The 19,220-nt window shown below is 65.1% G+C and carries 18 protein-coding genes; 4 read left to right on the forward strand and 14 right to left on the reverse strand.

Going from position 1 to position 19,220, the window contains the following annotated elements:
* Window positions 1-57: 57 nt before the first annotated feature.
* Genes HPQ62_RS13320 through HPQ62_RS13330 form a run of 3 tightly spaced genes read left to right on the forward strand, consistent with a single transcriptional unit; the run spans window position 58 to window position 2,926 of the window.
* Entirely contained in the window at window positions 58-1,932 is a 1,875-nt protein-coding gene (locus tag HPQ62_RS13320; protein ID WP_174803060.1) for a DNA polymerase III subunit gamma/tau, read from the forward strand.
* 29 nt (window positions 1,933-1,961) lie between these two features.
* Window positions 1,962-2,285 (forward strand): YbaB/EbfC family nucleoid-associated protein, encoded by a 324-nt coding sequence (locus HPQ62_RS13325; protein ID WP_174803061.1) that lies wholly within the window; start codon window positions 1,962-1,964, stop codon window positions 2,283-2,285.
* 29 nt (window positions 2,286-2,314) lie between these two features.
* Window positions 2,315-2,926, forward strand: coding sequence for a LysE family translocator (locus HPQ62_RS13330; RefSeq protein ID WP_174803062.1), 612 nt, complete (start codon window positions 2,315-2,317; stop codon window positions 2,924-2,926).
* Window positions 2,927-3,046: 120 nt separating this feature from the next.
* Here HPQ62_RS13330 and HPQ62_RS13335 read toward each other — a convergent pair whose 3' ends face one another.
* From HPQ62_RS13335 to HPQ62_RS13365, 7 genes are all read right to left on the reverse strand, one after another.
* Entirely contained in the window at window positions 3,047-4,363 is a 1,317-nt protein-coding gene (locus HPQ62_RS13335) for an MmgE/PrpD family protein (protein ID WP_174803063.1), read from the reverse strand.
* A gap of 40 nt (window positions 4,364-4,403) precedes the next feature.
* Window positions 4,404-5,381 (reverse strand): NAD(P)H-dependent flavin oxidoreductase, encoded by a 978-nt coding sequence (locus HPQ62_RS13340; RefSeq protein ID WP_174803064.1) that lies wholly within the window; start codon window positions 5,379-5,381, stop codon window positions 4,404-4,406.
* The gene (locus HPQ62_RS13345; protein ID WP_174803065.1) at window positions 5,378-6,298 is read right to left on the reverse strand and encodes an HpcH/HpaI aldolase/citrate lyase family protein; all 921 of its coding nucleotides are present in this window, start codon (window positions 6,296-6,298) and stop codon (window positions 5,378-5,380) included. Before HPQ62_RS13345 ends, HPQ62_RS13340 begins: the two co-directional genes overlap by 4 nt.
* 105 nt (window positions 6,299-6,403) lie before the next feature.
* Window positions 6,404-7,069, reverse strand: coding sequence for a 3-oxoacid CoA-transferase subunit B (locus tag HPQ62_RS13350; protein WP_174803066.1), 666 nt, complete (start codon window positions 7,067-7,069; stop codon window positions 6,404-6,406).
* Window positions 7,066-7,731 carry a 3-oxoacid CoA-transferase subunit A gene (locus HPQ62_RS13355; RefSeq protein WP_174803067.1) on the reverse strand — a complete coding sequence of 222 codons (666 nt, stop codon included), beginning with the start codon at window positions 7,729-7,731 and terminating at the stop codon, window positions 7,066-7,068. The genes HPQ62_RS13350 and HPQ62_RS13355 overlap by 4 nt, the downstream gene beginning before the upstream one ends.
* A 21-nt stretch (window positions 7,732-7,752) precedes the next feature.
* On the reverse strand, window positions 7,753-9,705 hold the full coding sequence (locus tag HPQ62_RS13360; RefSeq protein WP_206678076.1) for a TRAP transporter permease: 1,953 nt from the start codon (window positions 9,703-9,705) through the stop codon (window positions 7,753-7,755).
* A gap of 69 nt (window positions 9,706-9,774) precedes the next feature.
* Window positions 9,775-10,902: a TAXI family TRAP transporter solute-binding subunit gene (locus tag HPQ62_RS13365; RefSeq protein WP_174803068.1), complete on the reverse strand. Its 1,128-nt coding sequence runs from the start codon at window positions 10,900-10,902 to the stop codon at window positions 9,775-9,777.
* Window positions 10,903-11,083: 181 nt separating this feature from the next.
* On the opposite strand from HPQ62_RS13365, the gene HPQ62_RS13370 reads away from it, so the two are divergent.
* Complete coding sequence (locus tag HPQ62_RS13370; protein WP_174803069.1) at window positions 11,084-12,010, forward strand: LysR family transcriptional regulator; 927 nt, start codon at window positions 11,084-11,086, stop codon at window positions 12,008-12,010.
* A 63-nt stretch (window positions 12,011-12,073) separates the two neighbouring features.
* Here HPQ62_RS13370 and HPQ62_RS13375 read toward each other — a convergent pair whose 3' ends face one another.
* From HPQ62_RS13375 to HPQ62_RS13405, 7 genes are read right to left on the reverse strand one after another with little or no spacing between them, the layout of a single operon-like run.
* Entirely contained in the window at window positions 12,074-13,531 is a 1,458-nt protein-coding gene (locus HPQ62_RS13375; RefSeq protein ID WP_174803070.1) for a hypothetical protein, read from the reverse strand.
* Window positions 13,525-14,286, reverse strand: a complete 762-nt coding sequence (locus tag HPQ62_RS13380) for an enoyl-CoA hydratase/isomerase family protein (RefSeq protein ID WP_174803071.1) — start codon at window positions 14,284-14,286, stop codon at window positions 13,525-13,527. The genes HPQ62_RS13375 and HPQ62_RS13380 overlap by 7 nt, the downstream gene beginning before the upstream one ends.
* Window positions 14,283-15,146, reverse strand: a complete 864-nt coding sequence (locus HPQ62_RS13385) for a MaoC/PaaZ C-terminal domain-containing protein (protein ID WP_174803072.1) — start codon at window positions 15,144-15,146, stop codon at window positions 14,283-14,285. The genes HPQ62_RS13380 and HPQ62_RS13385 overlap by 4 nt, the downstream gene beginning before the upstream one ends.
* A complete protein-coding gene (locus HPQ62_RS13390; RefSeq protein WP_174803073.1) occupies window positions 15,136-17,247 on the reverse strand; it encodes an acetate--CoA ligase family protein in 2,112 nt (703 codons plus the stop codon). The genes HPQ62_RS13385 and HPQ62_RS13390 overlap by 11 nt, the downstream gene beginning before the upstream one ends.
* Window positions 17,244-18,398, reverse strand: a complete 1,155-nt coding sequence (locus tag HPQ62_RS13395) for an acetyl-CoA acetyltransferase (protein ID WP_174803074.1) — start codon at window positions 18,396-18,398, stop codon at window positions 17,244-17,246. The genes HPQ62_RS13390 and HPQ62_RS13395 overlap by 4 nt, the downstream gene beginning before the upstream one ends.
* Entirely contained in the window at window positions 18,395-18,775 is a 381-nt protein-coding gene (locus HPQ62_RS13400) for a Zn-ribbon domain-containing OB-fold protein (protein ID WP_174803075.1), read from the reverse strand. The genes HPQ62_RS13395 and HPQ62_RS13400 overlap by 4 nt, the downstream gene beginning before the upstream one ends.
* Complete coding sequence (locus tag HPQ62_RS13405; protein ID WP_174803076.1) at window positions 18,772-19,218, reverse strand: PaaI family thioesterase; 447 nt, start codon at window positions 19,216-19,218, stop codon at window positions 18,772-18,774. Before HPQ62_RS13405 ends, HPQ62_RS13400 begins: the two co-directional genes overlap by 4 nt.
* Window positions 19,219-19,220: the final 2 nt, after the last annotated feature.

Raw genomic sequence — 19,220 nt, forward strand, 5'->3', positions numbered from 1 at the left:
CGCACGGCTTGGGCTATTGTTGAAAACCCGGTCGCAAACCGGACAGGAAAGGTGGCAATGGCCGAGATTGAAGAGCAGCGCGGAAAGGATGCCGGTTACCGGGTTCTGGCGCGCAAATACCGCCCCAAGGACTTCTCCGATCTCATGGTCGGCCAGGAGGCGATGGTGCGCACGCTCACCAACGCCTTCGAGACCGGCCGGATCGCGCAAGCCTACATGCTGACCGGGGTGCGCGGCGTCGGCAAGACCACCACCGCCCGCATTCTTGCCCGCGGCCTCAATTACAAGACCGACACGATCGACCGGCCGACCATCGAGCTCAAGGAGCTTGGCGAGCACTGCCAGGCGATCATGGAAGGGCGCCATGTCGACGTGATCGAGATGGACGCCGCCTCCCATACCGGTATCGACGATATCCGCGAGATCATCGATCAGGTGCGCTACCGCCCGTCCACGGCGCGCTACAAGGTCTACATCATCGACGAGGTGCACATGCTCTCCAACCAGGCCTTCAACGGCCTGTTGAAGACGCTGGAAGAGCCGCCGGAGCATGTGAAATTCATCTTCGCCACCACCGAAATCCGTAAAGTTCCGATCACCGTTCTGTCGCGCTGCCAGCGCTTCGACCTGCGCCGGATTCCGGCTGCCGATCTGGTGCGGCTGTTCTCCACGATCGCCGCCAAGGAAGGCGTCGAGATCGAGGACGAGGCGGTGCAGATGATTGCCCGCGCTGCCGAAGGCTCTGCCCGTGACGGGCTGTCGCTGCTCGATCAGGCGATTTCGCATGGCAGCGGCCATGTGGAAGCCGCCGCCGTGCGCGCGATGCTGGGCCTTGCCGACCGCGCCCGGATTGTCGACCTGTTCGGCCATATCGTCACCGGCGATGTGGCCGCAGCCCTTGCCGAATTCCAGTCGCAATATGAGGCAGGCGCCAATCCGGTGGTGGTGCTGAACGATCTTGCCGATTTCACCCATCTGGTGACGCGGCTCAAATATGTGCCCGAAGGCGCCGAGGATGTATCGCTGAGCGAGATCGAGCGCAGCGAAGGCATGGCTTTTGCAGAACGGGTGGCGGTCTCCGCGCTGTCGCGCATCTGGCAGATGCTGCTGAAGGGCATTCCCGAAACCGAGAATGCCGCCCGCCCGCTGGGGGCCGCCGAAATGGTGCTGATCCGGCTTGCGCATGCAGCCAACCTGCCCTCGCCCGAAGATGCCGCCCGCAGGCTGCTGGCTCTCGAAGAGGGTGGAGCGACCGCAGGCCCTGCCCCCTCAGCCCCGCCGGCAGGCCGCCCGCAGGCCGGCGGCTCCGGCAGCACCAATGCGGTTTCCTCCCGGCAGACCGGCGAAGCGCCCCGGCAATCGGCCACCGTCACCATGCTGCATCCGCAGCGCGCCGAAGCGCTGAAGCCAGAACTGCCGCCGGAACCGGAGACCGTGGTGTCCGAGCCGGAACCGCAGCCCGAGCCCCAGCGGACTTCGGCGATCAAGTCGCTGCAGGACATTACCGAGCTTTGCTCGAAGAACCGCGCAATCAAGATGCGCGCCGAGATCCGCAATTTCGTGCGGCTGGTGCGGCTTGAGCCGGGACGGCTGGAGGTCAACCTTCTGCCCGGCACGTCGGCAACCTTTCTCAACGATCTCGGCTCGAAGCTTAGGGAATGGACCGGCGAGAGCTGGTTCGTCAGCCTCAGCAAGGAAAAGGGCCAGCCGACGCTTCTGGAGGCAGAAGAGGCCGAACGCGAGCAGCGTTTCCGCGATGCCCGCGAGGACCCGGATATCGCGGCGATCCTGAAATTCTTCCCCGGCGCGGAAATCCGCGATGTCCGGGTACGCGCCGAAACCGAGACGGCCGACACGGCGGAGGGCGATGCGCCCGACGCCGCCGTCAACGAGGATGGCGACGTGCTGCCGGAAGACGATTTAGACGAATAGAACCCAACGATAACATTCAAGGAGAAGACATGCGCGATCTGATGGGCATGATGGGCAAGGTCAAGGAAATGCAGGCCAAGATGGAGCAGTTGCAGGAAGAGATTGCAGCCGCCCGCGTGGAAGGCGTGTCCGGCGGCGGCATGGTGAAGATCGACATGACCGGCAAGGGCGAGATGCTGTCGATCAAGATCGACCCGAGCCTGCTCAATGGCGACGAGGCCGAGATGCTGGAAGACCTGATTGTCGCCGCCCACCGCGACGCCAAGGACCGCGCCGAGGAAAAGGCACAGGAGATGACCAAGGAACTTACCGCCGGCCTGCCGATCCCGCCCGGCATGAAGCTGCCTTTCTAGGCCTCTGATGGCAGTCTGAGGATCGGACCATGACGCTCGGCGCGCTTGCCCTTTTCGCCATCACGCTGTTTGTTGCCGCAGGCTCGCCTGGGCCGAGCGTGGCCGCGCTTGTTGCCCGCGTGCTGTCGCGCGGGCATCGCGACGTGCTGCCGTTTTTGGCGGCAATGTGGCTCGGCGAGGCGCTGTGGCTGACGCTTGCCGTCTTCGGACTGGCTGCGGTCGCCACCGCCTTCCACGGCGTTTTCGTCGTCATCAAATGGGCAGGCGTTGCCTATCTTCTCTATCTCGCATGGAAGATGTGGTTTGCCGAAACGGGAGAGGCAGGCGAGGCATTGCCCGAGGCCTCATCCGGCTGGAAGATGTTCCTGACCGGCTTGAGCGTGACGATCGGCAATCCGAAGATCATGATGTTCTACGTGGCGCTGCTGCCCACCATCCTCGATCTTGCAAGCGTCACGCTGGTCGGCTGGATCGAGCTGACCCTGACCCTCGTCCTGGTGCTTGCCGTCGTCGATCTGTCATGGGTATTCATGGCCTCGAAAGCCCGCCTCGTGTTGAAGAGCCCGCGTGCGATGAAGATCGCGAACCGCCTCAGCGCCGGCATGATCGGCGGGGCGGCCGTGGCGATCGCCACGCGCTAGAGCTGTTCCGGGGAAACGCAAAACAGCCCTGTGAACGCGTTCTGGCCGAAATCTGGCGGAGGCTGCGTCTTTCCCGCTTGCTGCGAAACGCCCTCGGCGCTCCGCCCCTGATCTTTCCTGTCAGTCGCTGGCGGCGATCTGGCGGGTCAGCAAGGCGAGCGCCGTGCGCCCCTCTTCCAGGCCGCTGATCGCGGAAAAAAGCCGGTTGCCCGCATCGCTGCCGATCAGCGTTGCAGCCTTTTCCCGCAGGCGCTTTTCGATGCCGTCCGGATCGGCAGTGTCGAGAATGTCGTGGCGGGCCGCGCGGGTCTTCCCGCGCGCAACGACACTCACCACCGCCTCGCTGTCGCCGAGTGCCGCATCTGGCTCCACCCTCACCCGGTCGCGCAGGGCGACAAGGTCGGCGCGCCTGCAGGTTTCCTCGCTGTAGACATCGAGCGCGGCGGTATCGACGCCCGCAAGCATCATCGCGGCGGCAAGCCGGTAGGAGAACTTCGCCTGCAGCCCCGTCGAAGGTTCCGGCTGATTGCAGACCTGAAGCCAGCGCGGATTTGTGACTATGGTGACGCTTTCGACATCATCCGGCAGAAGTCCGCCTTCCCGCAGGCTGCGCACGGCCTCGAGCATGGCGTGAAGCCCGTGACAGCAGGCATGAAACTTGTAGGAGATCTTGGGAAACACCCAGGTCTCGCCCAGGCCGTCGAAGGCGGACGTTGTCGCGCTTCCGGCATGGGTTGGCCCGAAACCCTGCGCACCCTCGATCGCCTCCGGCGCCGAGCGGGCGCCCGCCTTTGCCAGAAGCGCTGCCGTTACCCCGACCTCGGCCGCAAAGCCCGCATTCAAAGGTTTCCCCATCGTGCCGAACTGGCTCTTGAGGCCCGCAGCCCGGGTTGCGGTGATCGCAAGCGCTTCCGCCGTCTGCCCGGCATCAAGCCCCAGAACGCGCGCGGCAGCGGCCGCAGCGCCAAAGGCGCCGGATGTGCCCGTCTGATGGAAACCCGCTTCATAATGAGATCGTCCGAGCCATGCCCCCATGCGGCAGGCGGTCTCCAGCCCGACCGCCACCGCATCGAAAAATGCGGCTGCACCCGCCTCGCTCGTTTCCGCAACGGCGAGCGCTGCGGGAATGACGGCGACGCTCGGATGGCCGATATGGCCGAAATGGGTATCGTCATAATCAAGCGCATGGCTTGTCGCGCCATTCACCAGCGCCGCCGTGGCAACGCCTGCCTGACCCCCACCGAAAAGCGTCGCCCCGCGATTTGCACCGCCAAGATCGCCCGCCATGGCGCGGGCTGCGCGGGCAACAGGCTCATTCACGCCGGCAATGCCGACGGTTGCCCAATCGAACAGCGAGAGGCGGACGAAGCTGCGCATGCGCGCATCGTTCATATCCGTGCCGACCGCAAAACGGGCCAGCATGGCGGCAAGTGTCATGGCGTCTCTCCTCTATTGCCGCGTCTTCCGAAGCGAAGCATCAGCCGCACAGCGCAGCCCTCGCAGAATGATATTGCGCTGTCAGCCGCGCGATGATGTCTGCGGCAGGCTCTGTCGCATGCGATTGCGCCACCGCCTGCCCCGCGCTCCAGATTTCGGACCAGGCGCGCGGTCGATCGGGATCGCTGCGGCCGCCCATGCGTTTCGGCTGGGCAAGTCTTGCCTCTTCGAGATCGACGCCAGCCGCCTTAATGCTTGGCACCAGATAATTGGCGTGGGTTCCGGAAAAGAGCGGGGTGTAGAGAATATCGTCGGACGCCGCGGCAACGACCATGGCCTTGTGGGCTTCGGGCGCGATCGCCTCATCCGTCGGAATGAACACCGTGCCGGCATAGGCGAAGTCGCAGCCGAGCGCCTCGGCGGCGAGAACCGCGCGCCCATTGGCAATCGCGCCAGAGAGCACCAGCGGCCCGTCGTAAAAGGCGCGCACCTCCGCGACCAGCGCGAACGGACTGAGCGTGCCCGCATGGCCGCCGGCACCGGCGGCAACGAGAATGAGGCCGTCCACCCCGGCGGCGAGCGCCCTTCGGGCATGGCGCGCCTTGACCACATCATGAAACACCAGCCCGCCATAGCCATGGACCGCAGCAACCACCTTGTCGGGCGCCGAAAGCGAGGTGATGACGAGCGGCACCTTGTGGCGCTCGACGGTCGCAAGATCTTCCTCAAGCCGGGTGTTGTAATCATTGACGATCAGATTGACGCCGTAGGGCGCGGGCGCCGCTCCCGTGACATCAGCGTCGGCGGCAAGCCGCTCCGTGATGTCGGTGAGCCAAGCGTCAAGCTGTTCGGCGGGCCGGGCGTTCAGCGCCGGAAAGGTGCCGATAATGCCTGCCCTGCACTGCGCCACCACCAGCTCCACCCCGGAAGCGAGAAACATCGGCGCGCCGATCAGCGGCAGCTTCAGCCCGGCCTTCAGCGCCTCAACCCTTTTGCGGGACGTGTCATGCTCGATCATCGGGACCTTCCTTTCCTTCGCGATTTTCCTGAAAGCCCGCCCTTGGCCGCAGCGCCTTTTGCGTTTGCCCCGCTGCCGGCCGGCGCAAGCTCCTCATCCATGGGCCACTGGCCGCGCAGCATCAGGCGCTGCGCCCTGACGGCAACCGGCGAATGCTGCACCTCGCCCGCCGCATCCGGCAAGGCGCCATCATCGGCGGCGAGCGCATGGCGCGCCCAGTCCAGATCCTCGGGCCGCGCACGAAAGCCCGCCCGCGACGGCGCGAGCTGGCGGGGATGGATAAGGCACTTGCCGCCAAAGCCGAGCTCGTTTGCATGCATCGCATCATCGGCGATCACCGCATCATCTGTCACACTCACCGTGACGCCATCAAGCGGCGGCAGGCTGCCGGCAAGGCGCGCCGCCATCACCAGACGGCTGCGCAGCGGCAACAACGCCATGCGGGTGTGGCGGGCGCCGAGATCCTCGCAAAGGTCGAGCGAGCCGAGCGCCAGGCGGTCGGCAACCTCGGCAATTTCCTCGCAGCGCGAAAGCCCCCGTGCCGTCTCGATCTGGGCGATGATCTTCTGCCCGGGCAGAAGCGCGGCGCGCAGAGCGACCAGCGCTGGAGCACCTTCGGCCTTCGGCAGCACGACCCCGTCAACGCCGGCCATGCGCGCAAAGGCCACGTCATCGCGGTGCCAAAGCGTGCCGATGCCATTGACCCTCAGATAGAGCTTCACCGATCGCTGTTTCGGGAGCGCGCTTTCGGGAATGCGACGCACCGCCGCCTTGCTGTCGGGGGCAACCGAATCCTCCAGATCGATCACGACCATGTCCGTGCCGCAGGCACAGGCCGCGGCAAAGGCATCCGGCCGCGCTGCGGACACGAACAACGGGAAACTCGGCAGCCTGTCGCTGAAGGCCTTCATGTCCATGCGCTCTTACCACGTCGCAAAGCAATGGCGCGCCCGCAGCCGCCGGTCCCGCCTGTTGGGCGCAGTGCCTTTCCGGTCATAGACCGCATCCGCCTCTTTCCCACCTCAGGCAAGGATCCTCGCTTCCGTCAGCGCCTGCACGTCTTCCAGGCTGTTACCCGCCGTCAACTCGACCAGCCGGAAACCGTCCGGCGTCACATCCAGCACGGCAAGATCGGTATAGACCCGGCTGACCACGCCAAGGCCCGTCAGCGGATAGGTGCAGCGTTTCAGCAGCTTGGGCGTTCCGTCGCGATTGACATGGCTCATCATGATGAAGATGCGCGGCACCCCGACCACCAGATCCATCGCCCCGCCAACGGCTGGCGGAAAGGTCTCGTCCAGCGTAGCCCAGTTGGCGAGATCGCCGTTTTCGGCCACCTGATAGGCGCCGAGCACCGCAATATCGATATGGCCGCCGCGCATCATCGCAAAGCTAGTGGAATGCTCGAAATAGGCAGCTCCCGGCGCTGCGGTGACATAGCGCTTGCTGGCATCGATCAGCTCGAGATCCTCCGCGCCCGCTTCCGGCACCGGGCCGATGCCGAGAATGCCGTTTTCGGAGTGGTAATTGACCTCCCGGCCCTCCGGCACATAGGCCGAGACGTGTGTCGGCTTGCCGATGCCGAGATTGACATAGGAGCCATCGGGAATGTCCCGGGCAACGCGGGCCGCCAACTGCGCATCGGTAAGCCTGTTGAGCCGAACCGGACTTTCTGTAGGCATAGTCATGGCCGCACTCCGTATTCGACGACCGACTTCACGAAGATGCCGGGGGTGACCACATGCTCGGGATCGAGCGGCGTTTCGGAAAGATGGCGCACTTCCGCCACGGCATGGCGGGCGCCCATGGCCATGATCGGGTTGAAATTGCGCGCCGTGGCGTGAAACGAGAGATTGCCCCATCTGTCGCCGCGCTCGGCACGCAGAAGCGCGAAATCCGCAGGCAAGGGCGCTTCGAGCACATACCCCCTGCCATCGATGACCCGGGTTTCCTTGCCCTCCGCCAGAAGCGTTCCGTAGCCCGTCGGTGTCAGAAACCCGCCAAGACCGGCGCCGGCCGCGCGGATGCGTTCGGCAAGCGTGCCTTGCGGTACGACTTCGAGCGCGACCTCGCCCGCCTGGTAGCGCTTCTCGAACCAGACCGAGCCTGGCGTGCGCGGATAGGAGCAGATGACCTTCGCCACCCGTCCGGCCTTCAGCAGCCTGGCAATGCCGGTTTCCCCGGCGCCGGCATTGTTGGAGATCACGGTGAGCCCCGTGGCGCCCTGGTCGAGCAGGGCATCGATCAGGCCGTAGGGGATGCCGGATGAGCCGAAGCCGCCGATCATCACCGAGGCGCCGTCATTGATCGGGGCGACGGCGGTTTCAAGGTCCGCCACACGCTTGTCCATCTGTCTCTCCTGCCTTTCAGATCACGCCTTGGCCGCGGCACTGCGCCGGGCAAAGCCGCGATTGGCCGCCATCACCGCCACCAGAATACCGGCGCCGATCAGGCTGGTGATAATCTCCGGAAAGATGATCAGCACGCCGCCCGCGGCAAAGACGATCCGGCTGACGACGCCCACCTTTCCGACCTTGTAGATCCATCCCTCGAAGGCGGACGTGATCGCCCAGATCGCCACCAGCGTCAGCGCCACCCGCTCGAAGATCTGCAGCCAGGTGCCATCCATGATCAGCGCCGGGTCGTAGACGAAGATGAAGGGGATCACGAACAGCGGCATGCCGAGGCGCATGGCGTAGAACCCGGTGCGCATCGGCTTCGATCCTGCGACGTTGGCGGCCGTGATTGCAGCCAGCGCCACCGGCGGTGTGATATAGGACAGCATGCCCCAGTAAAGGATGAAGAGATGGCTGGCGATCGGGTTGAGGCCAGCCTGCACCAGAGCCGGCGCAAGCAGGATCGACAGGAAGATGTAGCAGGCCGTGACCGTCATCCCCATGCCGAGCACGAAGCTCGTCACGGCACCGGCAAGCAGCATCAGGGCGGTGTTGCCGCCCGCATAAAGCAGGAGCTCGCGGGAGAACGCGCCGGCAACGCCGGTATAGGAAAGGCCGCCGACGACAAGGCCGATACCGGCAAGCACTGCGACGAGATTTGCGATATTGGTCGAGATATCGAGCAGCAGCGCCTTGGCGCGGGCAAGCGTGATCCGGGTTTCCTTGCGAAAGGCCGTCGCCACCAGCATGACTGCCGATGCATAATAGGGCGAGCGCGCTTCCATGCGCAGCACCATCAGCACGAAGATCAGAACCGCAAGGCTGAGGAGATAGGGCCAGCCCGTTTTCAGCACCGGCCAGATCGGCGGGATCTCGCTTTTCGGCAGGCCCTCAAGCCCCCGGCGAGCGGCATACATGTCGACCTGGAACAGCAGCGCGATGTAGAACAGCAGCGCCGGGATGACGGCCGCGACGACAATCGTCGAATACTGTACGCCCAGGAAAGAGGCCATGACGAAGGCCACGGTTCCCATCACCGGCGGCATCAGCGTCGCGCCGGTCGAGGCGCAGGCCTCGATCGCCGCAGCATAATGGGCGGGATAGCCGATCCTGCGCATGGTCGGGATCGAGAAGGGCGCAGAGGTCAGGATATTCGAGATCACGCTGCCGGAGAGCGAGCCGAGAATGCCGGATCCCATCACCGCCACCTTGGCCGGGCCGCCACGGCTGTGGCCGAGCAGCGCGGAGGCAAGCTCCATGAAGAAATCGCTGCCCTTGGTCGCGACCAGAACGGAGCCGAAGATCACGAAGCCGATCACCAGTTCGGCAACGACCTGCATCGGGATGCCGATGATCGATTCGACGCCTAGCACATGGGCGCGCACCGTGCCGATCAGCGAATATTGCGTGCCCCAGAGAAAGCCCGGCATGAAATCGGCATAAAGCGGATAGGTGCCGAACAGGAGCGCCGTGAACAGCAGGATCGGCCCGCCGGCGCGTCGCACGCCTTCGAGTACCAGCACGATCAGCACCGAGGACATGATGTCGGCCATTCCCGGCGCATCATACTCCCAGCCCTTCTGGATGATGTCGAGCCCATGCATGCCGAGCCAGCCGGCGCTGACGAGCGCTGCTGCCGCAAGCACCGGATTGAGCCACCAGAGAAGGCGCGGATCATGCGCACTCACCGGCAGGCTCAGAAAGGCGACGGCCAGGAAGATGCCGATCAGATAATAGAGATAGGCGTTGCCGAGCGGCTGGAACCCGAACAGGTTCAGCAGGAATTGCTGGTTGATCGCCATGGCGATCCCGAGGACGCCCAGAACCATGACAATGATGCGGAACACTGTCTGGCCGGGAACCGGCGGCGGAGCGCTGACGGCCTTGAATGCGGGCTGAGCGCCATCGATCGTGGTGTCGGAAATCATGGATTCTTCCTGGTCAAGGCAAGCCGGACCCCGGCGCGGCAGGCGCCGGGGCGTTGAGGCAACCGGGCGTCAGTTCAGGCCGGCCACGACCTCGGCGCGCCTGGCCATCCATGCCTGGGCAAAGTCCTCGTCGGAAAGGCCTTCATTCTGGGGCTTGAATTCGTCCCAGGCGGCGACCAGAGCATCCATGCGCTCGATCCGCTTGTCGTTCCAGGCATCGTCCTCTGAGGTCCAGATTCCCTTCTCCTTCAGGTAGCGGATGGCGCCCTCATGGAAGGGCACGTCGATCGCCGGCCGTCCGGATTTGTCGAGCGACCAGCGCGCCATGGTGGCCGTGCCGTCCTTGTAGAGATCGTAGGATTCGTCCAGCGCCTTGATGAAGGCATAGACCTCGTCCGGCGACTTGTCGGGCGTCGTGGTGATGACAGGGTAGCGATAGGCGGCCATCTTGGCGATTTCGCCTTCCTTCAGGCCGGCGGCGACGTCTTCATCCGACGGTCCCATGATCGGCAGTACCTTGAGCATGCCTTCCCAGCCTGCCGCATTGTCCGCCTCAAGCGGCGCATAGTGGATACCGCGCGGGCTTTCGGCCAGTTCATAGAGCTGGCTGGTCGTCGGCGTGGTGCAGGTCGCGTCGGATTCGTTGCGGGTCATCGACGCCATCGCCGCGCCATAGGTCGGGAAGGTGACGACTTCGACATCGTCCAGCGTCAGCCCGCCAAAGGCCAGGATCGCCTCGCACTTGACGTTGACCGACGGGTTGCCGGCAACGAATGCGATGCGCTTGCCGCGGGCATCGGCCACCGTCTCGATCCCGGCATCGCCGGCAGCAATCAGCGTGATGCCTGCCGGGCGGCCGGCAACGGCACGCAGTTCGCGCGGGCCCCAGTCCTTGGTGGCGAAATCGAACGCGCCTTCCGAAACGAAGAAGGCTTCGGTTGCCAGGAACGCATAATCGGCACGCCCCTGCAGCAGCGGCTGCAGACGGCCGATGCCGCTGCCCGACGGCTGGATGCGAACCCGGGTTCCGAATTCCTTGCCAAAGGCGTCTGCGATGGCAGAGGCTTCGGCGTAGCCCGCCGAGCCCACATCATAGGACGTCCAGACCATCGTCTTCGGCAGTTCCTGGGCGGCGGCGCCAAAGGCCGTCAACGTCATGAGGGCGCCAAGCGCCACCCCGAATTTCAATCCAGTCATCATGCATTCCTCCCTGTGCAACGAAAAAACGCGGAGCGATCACGCCTCCAGTGATCTCAAGCCCGGCGCCCTTTTGCCGGGCCGCGCGGGATTGACTCCTTCCTCCGCGAATGAGATTGGCGAAGTGGCACAAATGATTCAAATGCATTATTCTGATATCAGAGATACAAATGAGGCATGAATGGATTTCCGCCAGTTGCGCTATTTCATTCAGGTTGTAGAGCTCAGCAGCATCACCGCCGCCGCCGAGCGCCTCAACATCGCTCAGCCGGCGCTGAGCCGCGTCGTCAAGGCGCTGGAAGACGAGCTCGGCGTCGCGCTGCTGCGCCGCCATGGCCGGGGCGTCATGCCGACCGAGGAGGGCATCAGGCTTGCGCGCCGCGCCAAGGCCATTCTCGAAGACGTGACGGAAATGGCGGGCGAGATCTCGGGCAACCGGGCGCCGCTTTCGGGCACGGTGACGCTCGGCCTGCCGCCAACGGTCTCGGACATCCTTGCGACCCATATGATCGAGCGCACGCTTGCCGAATATCCGGATGTGAAACTTCGGATCATCTCGGGCTTCAGCGGCCATGTGCAGGACTGGCTGCTGCGTGGAAAGATCGATCTCGGCGTTGCCTATGAAGGCCAGAAGTCCCCGTCCATCAGGTCGCAGCCGATCATCATCGAGCAGCTTTTCCTGATCCAGTCGGCCACGTCCGAAGGCGGCAAGGACGGCGTTCCGATCCCGGTGCGCGACGCACTGGAAAAGCCGCTGATCCTGCCCAACCCCGAGCACGGGTTGCGCGGCCGCGTCGAATCCATCGCGCAGGACGAAAATATCGACCTCAATGTGGTGCTCGAAATCGATATCCTGCCGACCATGCTCGCCTTCGTCGAACGCGGCCTCGGCAGCACCATCCTGCCGCTGGTCAGCGTGATCAACCAGGTGCGAGAGGGCCGGCTGATCGCGCGCCCGATCGTCCGCCGCACCATCGATCGCACGCTCGTGCTGATGACCCCACTGAACCGGCCGGGCTCGCGGCTGACCAGCAATTTCGCAGAATTCATGACGTCGGAAATACATGCCATGGTTGCAAAGGGGCAATGGCCGGGCACGACGCTTTAGAAAGCCGACATAACACACCGGCATGGTGTCCGTGCGTGCAATGCCCAAACACGTTGCCGGTGTTTATATCATACCAGTCAGCATCAGACCCGAAATCAACAACAGCCAGACGGAAAGAATGGTCGCGCAGTAAAGGCCGTTCCAGACAAGGCCGATCGTCGTGCTGCTTCGTCCCATGATGGTCGAGGCGATCACCAGCGTGGTGATGAAGGGCGACAGGCCGATCACCGACGTCCACCCCCCGGTAATGGCAAGCGCGATCGCGGTGTTGCTCAGCCCCGGAACGGCAAGCTCTGCGGCAATCGAGCCGAACACCGAGGTCGTCACGATCGGGTTGATGCCGATGAGCGCGAGGACCACCGTGAGCAGGCTGAGCCCGATCATGATCGAAAACGCATCGAGCCCGAGGGTGACAATGGTTGCCTGCAGTGTCTCCGTCGGGATCAGCGCCAGGAGCAGCACCGGCAGGAAGCCTGCGGCGGCGAACACGCTGACCTCCGGGCCAAGGTCCGAAAGGCGCTTCCAAGTTGTCTGTGCGGCACTGGCCGCTCCGGCCGAGGCCCGCCCCATCGATCGCCGCCCGGCAGATGCGGACCATAGAAAGGCATAGACCGGCACCGCAAAGATCAAGGCCTCCTGAAAGCTGAGCGGGGTCAGCTCATGGGTGGCAAAGACAGTGCTTCCGAGCGCCAGAACGTGCCCGACAAGGGCCGCCGCACCCCGCCAGCTGCCCTCTGGCGGCTTCGGAGGCGTCAGGCCGAGCTTGCGAAAACGCCTGCCATCCAGCCGGTCAAGCCCCCAGCCGATGGCGACGAACACGAAGGACATGGCAAAGCCCACGGGACCGAAATCCATGTAGGACACGCCGGGCAGCGTGATCAGCAGCGCGTTGGTGGCAAAGCCGAAGGGGGACCAGAGCGAGATCAGCGAAAAGCCGCGCACGATTGCCAGCGTCATCCGGCGCAGCCGCGCCTCGCGCGCCGCGTCCGGCAGATGCGCTGCCGCCTCGGTCGACATCGAACGCTTGGCAAGATCGAGCAGCAGCGCAAGCCCGCCGAAATTGATCAGTACGCCGAAGAGATGGCCGCCGAAGGTCATCGCGGCATAACGGCGCGACGCCGGCTGGTTGGTCACATAGGCGCCCGCCTGCAACACCTCGGGCGCGATCGCGGCTGCGGACCGCAGCGTTCCGAGCATGGCAATCAGCGCGGCCAGAAAGATCATCCGGTCTGCGGCCTGATACAGCACATCGGCATGCACGCCCCTGGCGAGGGACAGCGCCAGGACACCCAGCGAAAGCAGGATCGGCACCCAGGCGCCGGTGCGGTACTGGCGCACGGCCAGCACCAGAAAAAGCAGGAGCGCGCCAACGGCCAGAAGCAGCAAGGCGTGTGAATGAAAGACAACCAGGACCAGCGCGGAAAGCGTGACAAACGCCATCGAGATGCGGCGCAGCGTGATCGGCAGCGTCCCTTCGGACGCGGCCGGCACCGGCGCCGCATGCTCCTTGCGGCTCAGCATCCGCGAAAACGCGGCGTCCTCTTCTCGGCAAAAGCCGCCCGCCCTTCCGCCGCATCGGCGCTGTTGATGAGGATCGGCTGCAGCGCCTGTTCGTATTCGAGCGCCTCGGCCAGATCGCGTGCGAACCAGTCGAGCACGAATTGCCTTGGCATGGCGGGCCCGCTCGCCTCCGCCAGAGCAAGCGCCGATGCCGCAGCAAGCACATCGCCCGGATCGGTGAGCTGGTCGACGAGGCCGATCCTCTCCGCCTCTTCCCCCGAAACGACGCGGTTGGAGAGGATCAGTTGCCGGGCCTTCGCCTTTCCGATGCGAGCCGGCAGCGTGCTGAGCAGCCCCATGTCCGGCATCAGCGCGATCTTTGTGAAGCTTGCCACGAAGCGCGCGTCGCGCGCGGCGACAATCGTGGGGCAGGCAAGCGCCAATGCAAAGCCACCGCCCGCGGCAAAGCCCTCGACCGCTGCCACGAGCGGCTTGGGAAACCGGGCCATCCGCGTGATCATGTCGCCGATGACGGCAAAACGCTCGCGATGGACGCCGAGGCTTCGTTCGCCCTGATCGCGGATATCGCCGCCGGCCGAGAAATGCCCGCCCGCGCCGGTCAGCACCACGGCCCGGACCGCATCGTCGCCGGCCGCATCCGAAAGGACCGCGAGAAGCGCCTTCCGCGCAGCATGGCCGATCGGATTGCGCCGCTCCGGCTCATTGAGCGTGATGACGAGAAGTCCCTCCTCGCCCGGTTTTGTCTCGATGCTCATTGAGCCTCCCTCCGCTTGAAGAGCCCGTTGCCGATCGCGATCTTGTCGCGCTCCAGAATGCGGGTGCGGAACGACCCGTCGTTCCAGATCTCCGTGCGGAGCGTCTCGCCCGGATAGACAAAGGCGGTGAACCGGCCATCCATGGCACCGAAGCGGCCGGCGTCATAGTCGCACATCACCGCAAGCAGCGCATGAGCGGCGCAGCCGAAGGTGCACAGACCGTGCAGGATTGGCCGCTCGAATCCGGCCTGCCTGGCAATCCGGGGATCGAGGTGCAGCGGGTTGGGATCGGCGTTCAAGCGGTAATACAGTGCCTGTTCCGGCCGCGTCGGCGTGTCGAACACATGGTCCGGCGCCCGCTCCGGCAGCGAGTGCGGTGTCTTGACCGGCCCGGAAGGGCCGCCGAAACCGCCATCGCCGCGCAGGAAGGTGGTGTTGCGGCAGGTTGCAAGCAGGGCGCCGGTTCCGGCGTCCCGGATTTCCTTTTCGGAATAGAGCAGCGCGCCGCGCCCCTCGCCCTTGTCGACGATCCCGGTCACCCGGGTCTTTGCCACCAGCGTGCCCTCGACCGGCAGCGTCTGGTGCAGCGTCATGCCCTGTTCGCCATGAACAAGCTTCAGCGCGTCGACCCCTGTTTCCGGGCGTGCCAGCCAGAAACCCGGATGGCAGAGAATGTTTGCGATCGCCGGCATGGCGCGGCGGTCATCGTCGAGCGCGCCGACATAGGCGAGCGCGCGCATATCCATCGGGTCCTGCCCCAGGCCGACGGAAAGCCCGAAGAGCGCGACATCGGCAAGGCCATAGCTCTGCCGCACCTCGGGAATGTCGAAGGACATCAGGTGGTCGTAGTCAATGGCCATGGACGTCCTCCCCGGCCGCGATCTCGATCACGGCATCGAGCGCATAGGCGCCATCCGGCATTGCCAGCACGGGATTGAGATCGATCGAGACCAGCCGTTCGCCGGCCCCTGCCGCAAACATGGAAAGGCGCGACAGCATCCCGGCGAGCGCATCGATATCGGCCGGCGCCTGACCTCTTGCGCCCTGAAGGATTGCAGCGCTCTTGATCGAAAGGATCATGTCGCGCGCCGTCTCAGGCCCGAAGGGGCAGGCTCTCAGCGCCACATCGTTCAGCACCTCGACGAAGATGCCGCCCAGACCGAAAACCGCGATCGGGCCGAAGGTCGGATCGCGGTTGATGCCCATCAGGCATTCGACCCCGCCGGAAAGCTGCCTTGCCACGAGAATGCCCGTCACCTTCGCATCCGGCGCATGATCCGCTGCCGCTGAAAGGATTTCGTCATAGGCGCGGCGCACCCCATCGGCATCGAGTATATCGAGCTTGACCGCACCGATATCCGACTTGTGCAGGATATCCGGCGAGAGCACCTTCATCACCACGGGATAGCCAAAGGCCTCGGCGGCTGCGACCGCCTCTTCGGCGCTCTCCGTTGCCCGCTCGGGTGCTGCGGCAATGCCGGCTTCGGCAAGCAGCGTCTTCGCGGCGGCCTCATCCGGCGTCGCGGCCGGCAGGGCAACCGGCAATGGCTGCGGAAGCGCTTCCCTCTCTCCGCCCGCCCTTGCCGCACCGATCCTGAGGATCGCATCGAGCGCTCTCACCGCGCGGCACGGATCGCTGAAGACCAGGATGCCCGCATCATCATAGCGCTGCAGCACCTCCTGCTCGCCAAGGGCGCAAAACGCGATGATCCGGTCCGGGAAGGCGGCGCGCAGCGGTTTCATCGCCGCCAGAATGGCGTCGGACATGGCACGGCTGCCGGCCACATAGGTGAAGAAGCAGAGCACCGCGCCATAGCCGCCATCCTCGAGGCCGCTGCGGGTAAAGAGCTCCAGCAGCGACGGATCGTTGAGTGCCTGCGCCGTACAATCGAGCGGATTGACCGGCGAGGCATAAGGCAGCGCTGCCTTCAGCATCGCCTGCGCCGCCTCGGGCATGGCGGGCATCGGCAGGCCCACCCGTTCGGCCTCGTCGCTTGCGACAATGCCCGCGCCGCCGCTGATCGTGACGATGCCGAGCGAATGTTCGGTAGGAAACACCTTGCGGGATGCGGCATAGGCGATGTCCATCATGGTTTCGGGATCGCGCAGCACGATCGCGCCGTGCGCGGAAAGCACCGCATCGGCAACCACCGCATCGCCGGTCAGCGACGCTGTGTGCGAGGCGGCAGCTCGCGCGCCAACCGCCGATCGGCCCGATTTCAGCGCCAGCACAGGCTTGCCGGCCGCCCGCGCCGCATCAAGCGCCTCAAGCAGTGCCGGGGCATCATTGATCGCCTCCATATAGGTGCAGATCACATCCGTGCCCTCGCTTTCAACCATCCAGCGGATCGCTTCGGCGACGGTGATATCGGCCTCGTTGCCGGTGGTGATCAGCACCGAGCAGCCGAGCCCGCGATCACGCGCAAGCGCGCCCAGATGCGCGCCGAAGGCGCCGGACTGGCTGGCGATGCCGATATTGCCCGGGCGCGGCAATCCGGTATCGATCGAGGATGAGAAGGTGCCGTAATAGCCGATATCGGCATTGTAGACGCCAAGCGTGTTGGGTCCGAGAAGGCGGATGCCATGCGCGCGCGCCAGCGCGACGATCTCGCGCTGGGCGGCCTCGCCATCCGCGCCGACCTCCGCAAAGCCCGCCGAAAACAGCGTTGCCGCCTTGCAGCCGCGCCGGCCAAGCGCCTCGATCGTTTCAGCCACCATCCTCGCCGGAACCGCGATCAGCGCGGCATCGGGCGTTTCGGGCAGATCGGCGACGCTCTTGTAGCAGGCAAGGCCCTGCACGGTGTCGCGGTTCGGATTGACCGGCAGGATCCGGCCCTGGTAACCCGCTTTCAGCATGGCAGCGATCGGCCGCCCGCCAATGCGGGTCACATCGTCGGATGCGCCGATGACGGCGACGGAACCGGGCGCAACAAGCCCGTCTATATGGGAAAGACTGCTCACAGCACGGCCTCCGATCCGAGAATGGCGGTCACCTGGCTCGACAGCGTGCCGCCATTGCCGTGGCAGAGCGCAAGGTCGCAATCGGCAATCTGGCGCTCGCCGGCACCGCCACGGATCTGGGTCACCGCCTCGGCGATCAGGAACAGGCCGTACATGCCGGGATGCACGCAGGAGAGCCCGCCGCCATTGGTGTTGACCGCAAGCTCACCGCCGGGCGCGATCCGCCCGCCCTCGACGAAGCGCCCGCCCTCGCCCTTGGGGCAAAAGCCGAGATCCTCGAGAAACAGGATCGTGTTGATGGTGAAGGCGTCATAGACCATCACCAGATCGAGATCGGCCTGGCCGACGCCCGCCATGGCCATGGCGCGCGGTCCGCTTTCGGCGGCTGCGGTCGTGGTCAGATCGGGCATGGCGACGATCGAACGGTGGTAATTGGCACCGGCGGCGCCCAGGAAATAGACCGGCTTGCCGGGCAGATCCTTCGCCCGGTCGGCGCGCACCAGCACGCAGGCCGCGGCCCCATCGGTCACAAGGCAGCAATCGGCCTTGGTCAGCGGGTCCGAGATCATCCGCGCCGACAGAACCTCGTCCTTGCTGAGCGGTCCGCGCGCAAAGGCCTCCGGGTTGAGGTTCGCCCAGCCGCGGGCGGCGAGCGCCACATCGGCCAGCTGTTCGCGCGTGGTGCCAAATTCCGCCATGTGCCGGCTCGTTGCCAGCGCATAGGCGGTGATCGGATGGCGTGGCCTGTAGGGTGTTTCGTGCCATTGCGGCTCGCTCATCGAGACGAGCCGTCCCCCAGCGGTGCGCTGGTTGGAGCCATAGCAGACGAGCGCGGCATCGCAGAGCCCCGCCTCAAGTGCCAGCGTCGCCTGCAGCAGGTGCATTTCGAAGCTCGAGCCGCCGACATTGGTGCCATCGAAGAATTTCGGCTTCAGCCCGAGATATTCGACCACGCTCATGGTCGGAAAGGCATGGCTGCTGGTCGCCGCGAAAACGGCGTCGATGTCCTGCATCCTGAGGCCTGCATCGGCAACGGCTGCAACCGCCGCCTTGCCGAGAAGCTCCATTGCCGAAAAGCCGTGGGCCTCGCCGACGCCGGCCGTTGCCATGCCGACAATGGCCGTCTTGCCCCTGAGTGTCCGTTCGCTCACCGGCCTTCCTCCCCGATCAGATCAAAGACCACGCGCGGGCCTTCCCCGGTCGTCTCGATGCGCGCCCTGACGCGGGCGCCGATGGCGGCGGTCTCCACGTCCGGCAGCGTCGACATCATGCGCACGCCTTCATCGAGGTCGATCAGCGCAACATTATACGACTCCCCGCGGCCTCGGTTGACCGTGATCGCATGGACCGTGCCGGTACCCTTCGCCTCGACCCATTGGAGGTCGGTGGCGCCCGACGGGGAAACCACGCGCGGCCAGAACACGTGTTCGCCGGTGCTCGGCGCGTGCTGGATCATGAAGCGTCCAGCGGCGAGATAGGCTTCATAGGCGGCCTGCGGACCAAGCGCGCCCGTATCGATATCCGTCATTTCTCTTCCCTTTTTGCGCTCTCGCCTTCATTTCCGCCGAGATAAAGGTGGGTCTGGGTGGCAATGCCCACGACCTTGCCGTCGTCACGCGTCATGGTGACCTCGAGCACCGCCGTCGTCCGGCCGACATGAACCGGCGCGCAGCGCGCGGTCACGGTCTCGCCAAGCTTCACCGCGCGGATGAAATTGGTCTTCGCCTCGATCGTCGTGTTGGTGATGTTGGCAGGGCTGCAGATGAACGCAGCCGTCCCCGCCGCCGTGTCGGCCAGCGTCATCAGCGCGCCGCCATGCAGAACGCCGTTGCGGTTCGACATCGCCTCGGTCGCCGTCATCGTGCAGACCACCTCTTCAGGCGTGCAGGTGACGATCTCGATCCCCATCAGGAGCGAGAATGTGGACCGGGGCGGCATCTCATCGAGGCTTCGATAATTTGCTGCCGCCATGG

Source organism: Martelella limonii (assembly GCF_013344475.1).
GTDB classification, from domain to species: domain Bacteria; phylum Pseudomonadota; class Alphaproteobacteria; order Rhizobiales; family Rhizobiaceae; genus Martelella; species Martelella limonii.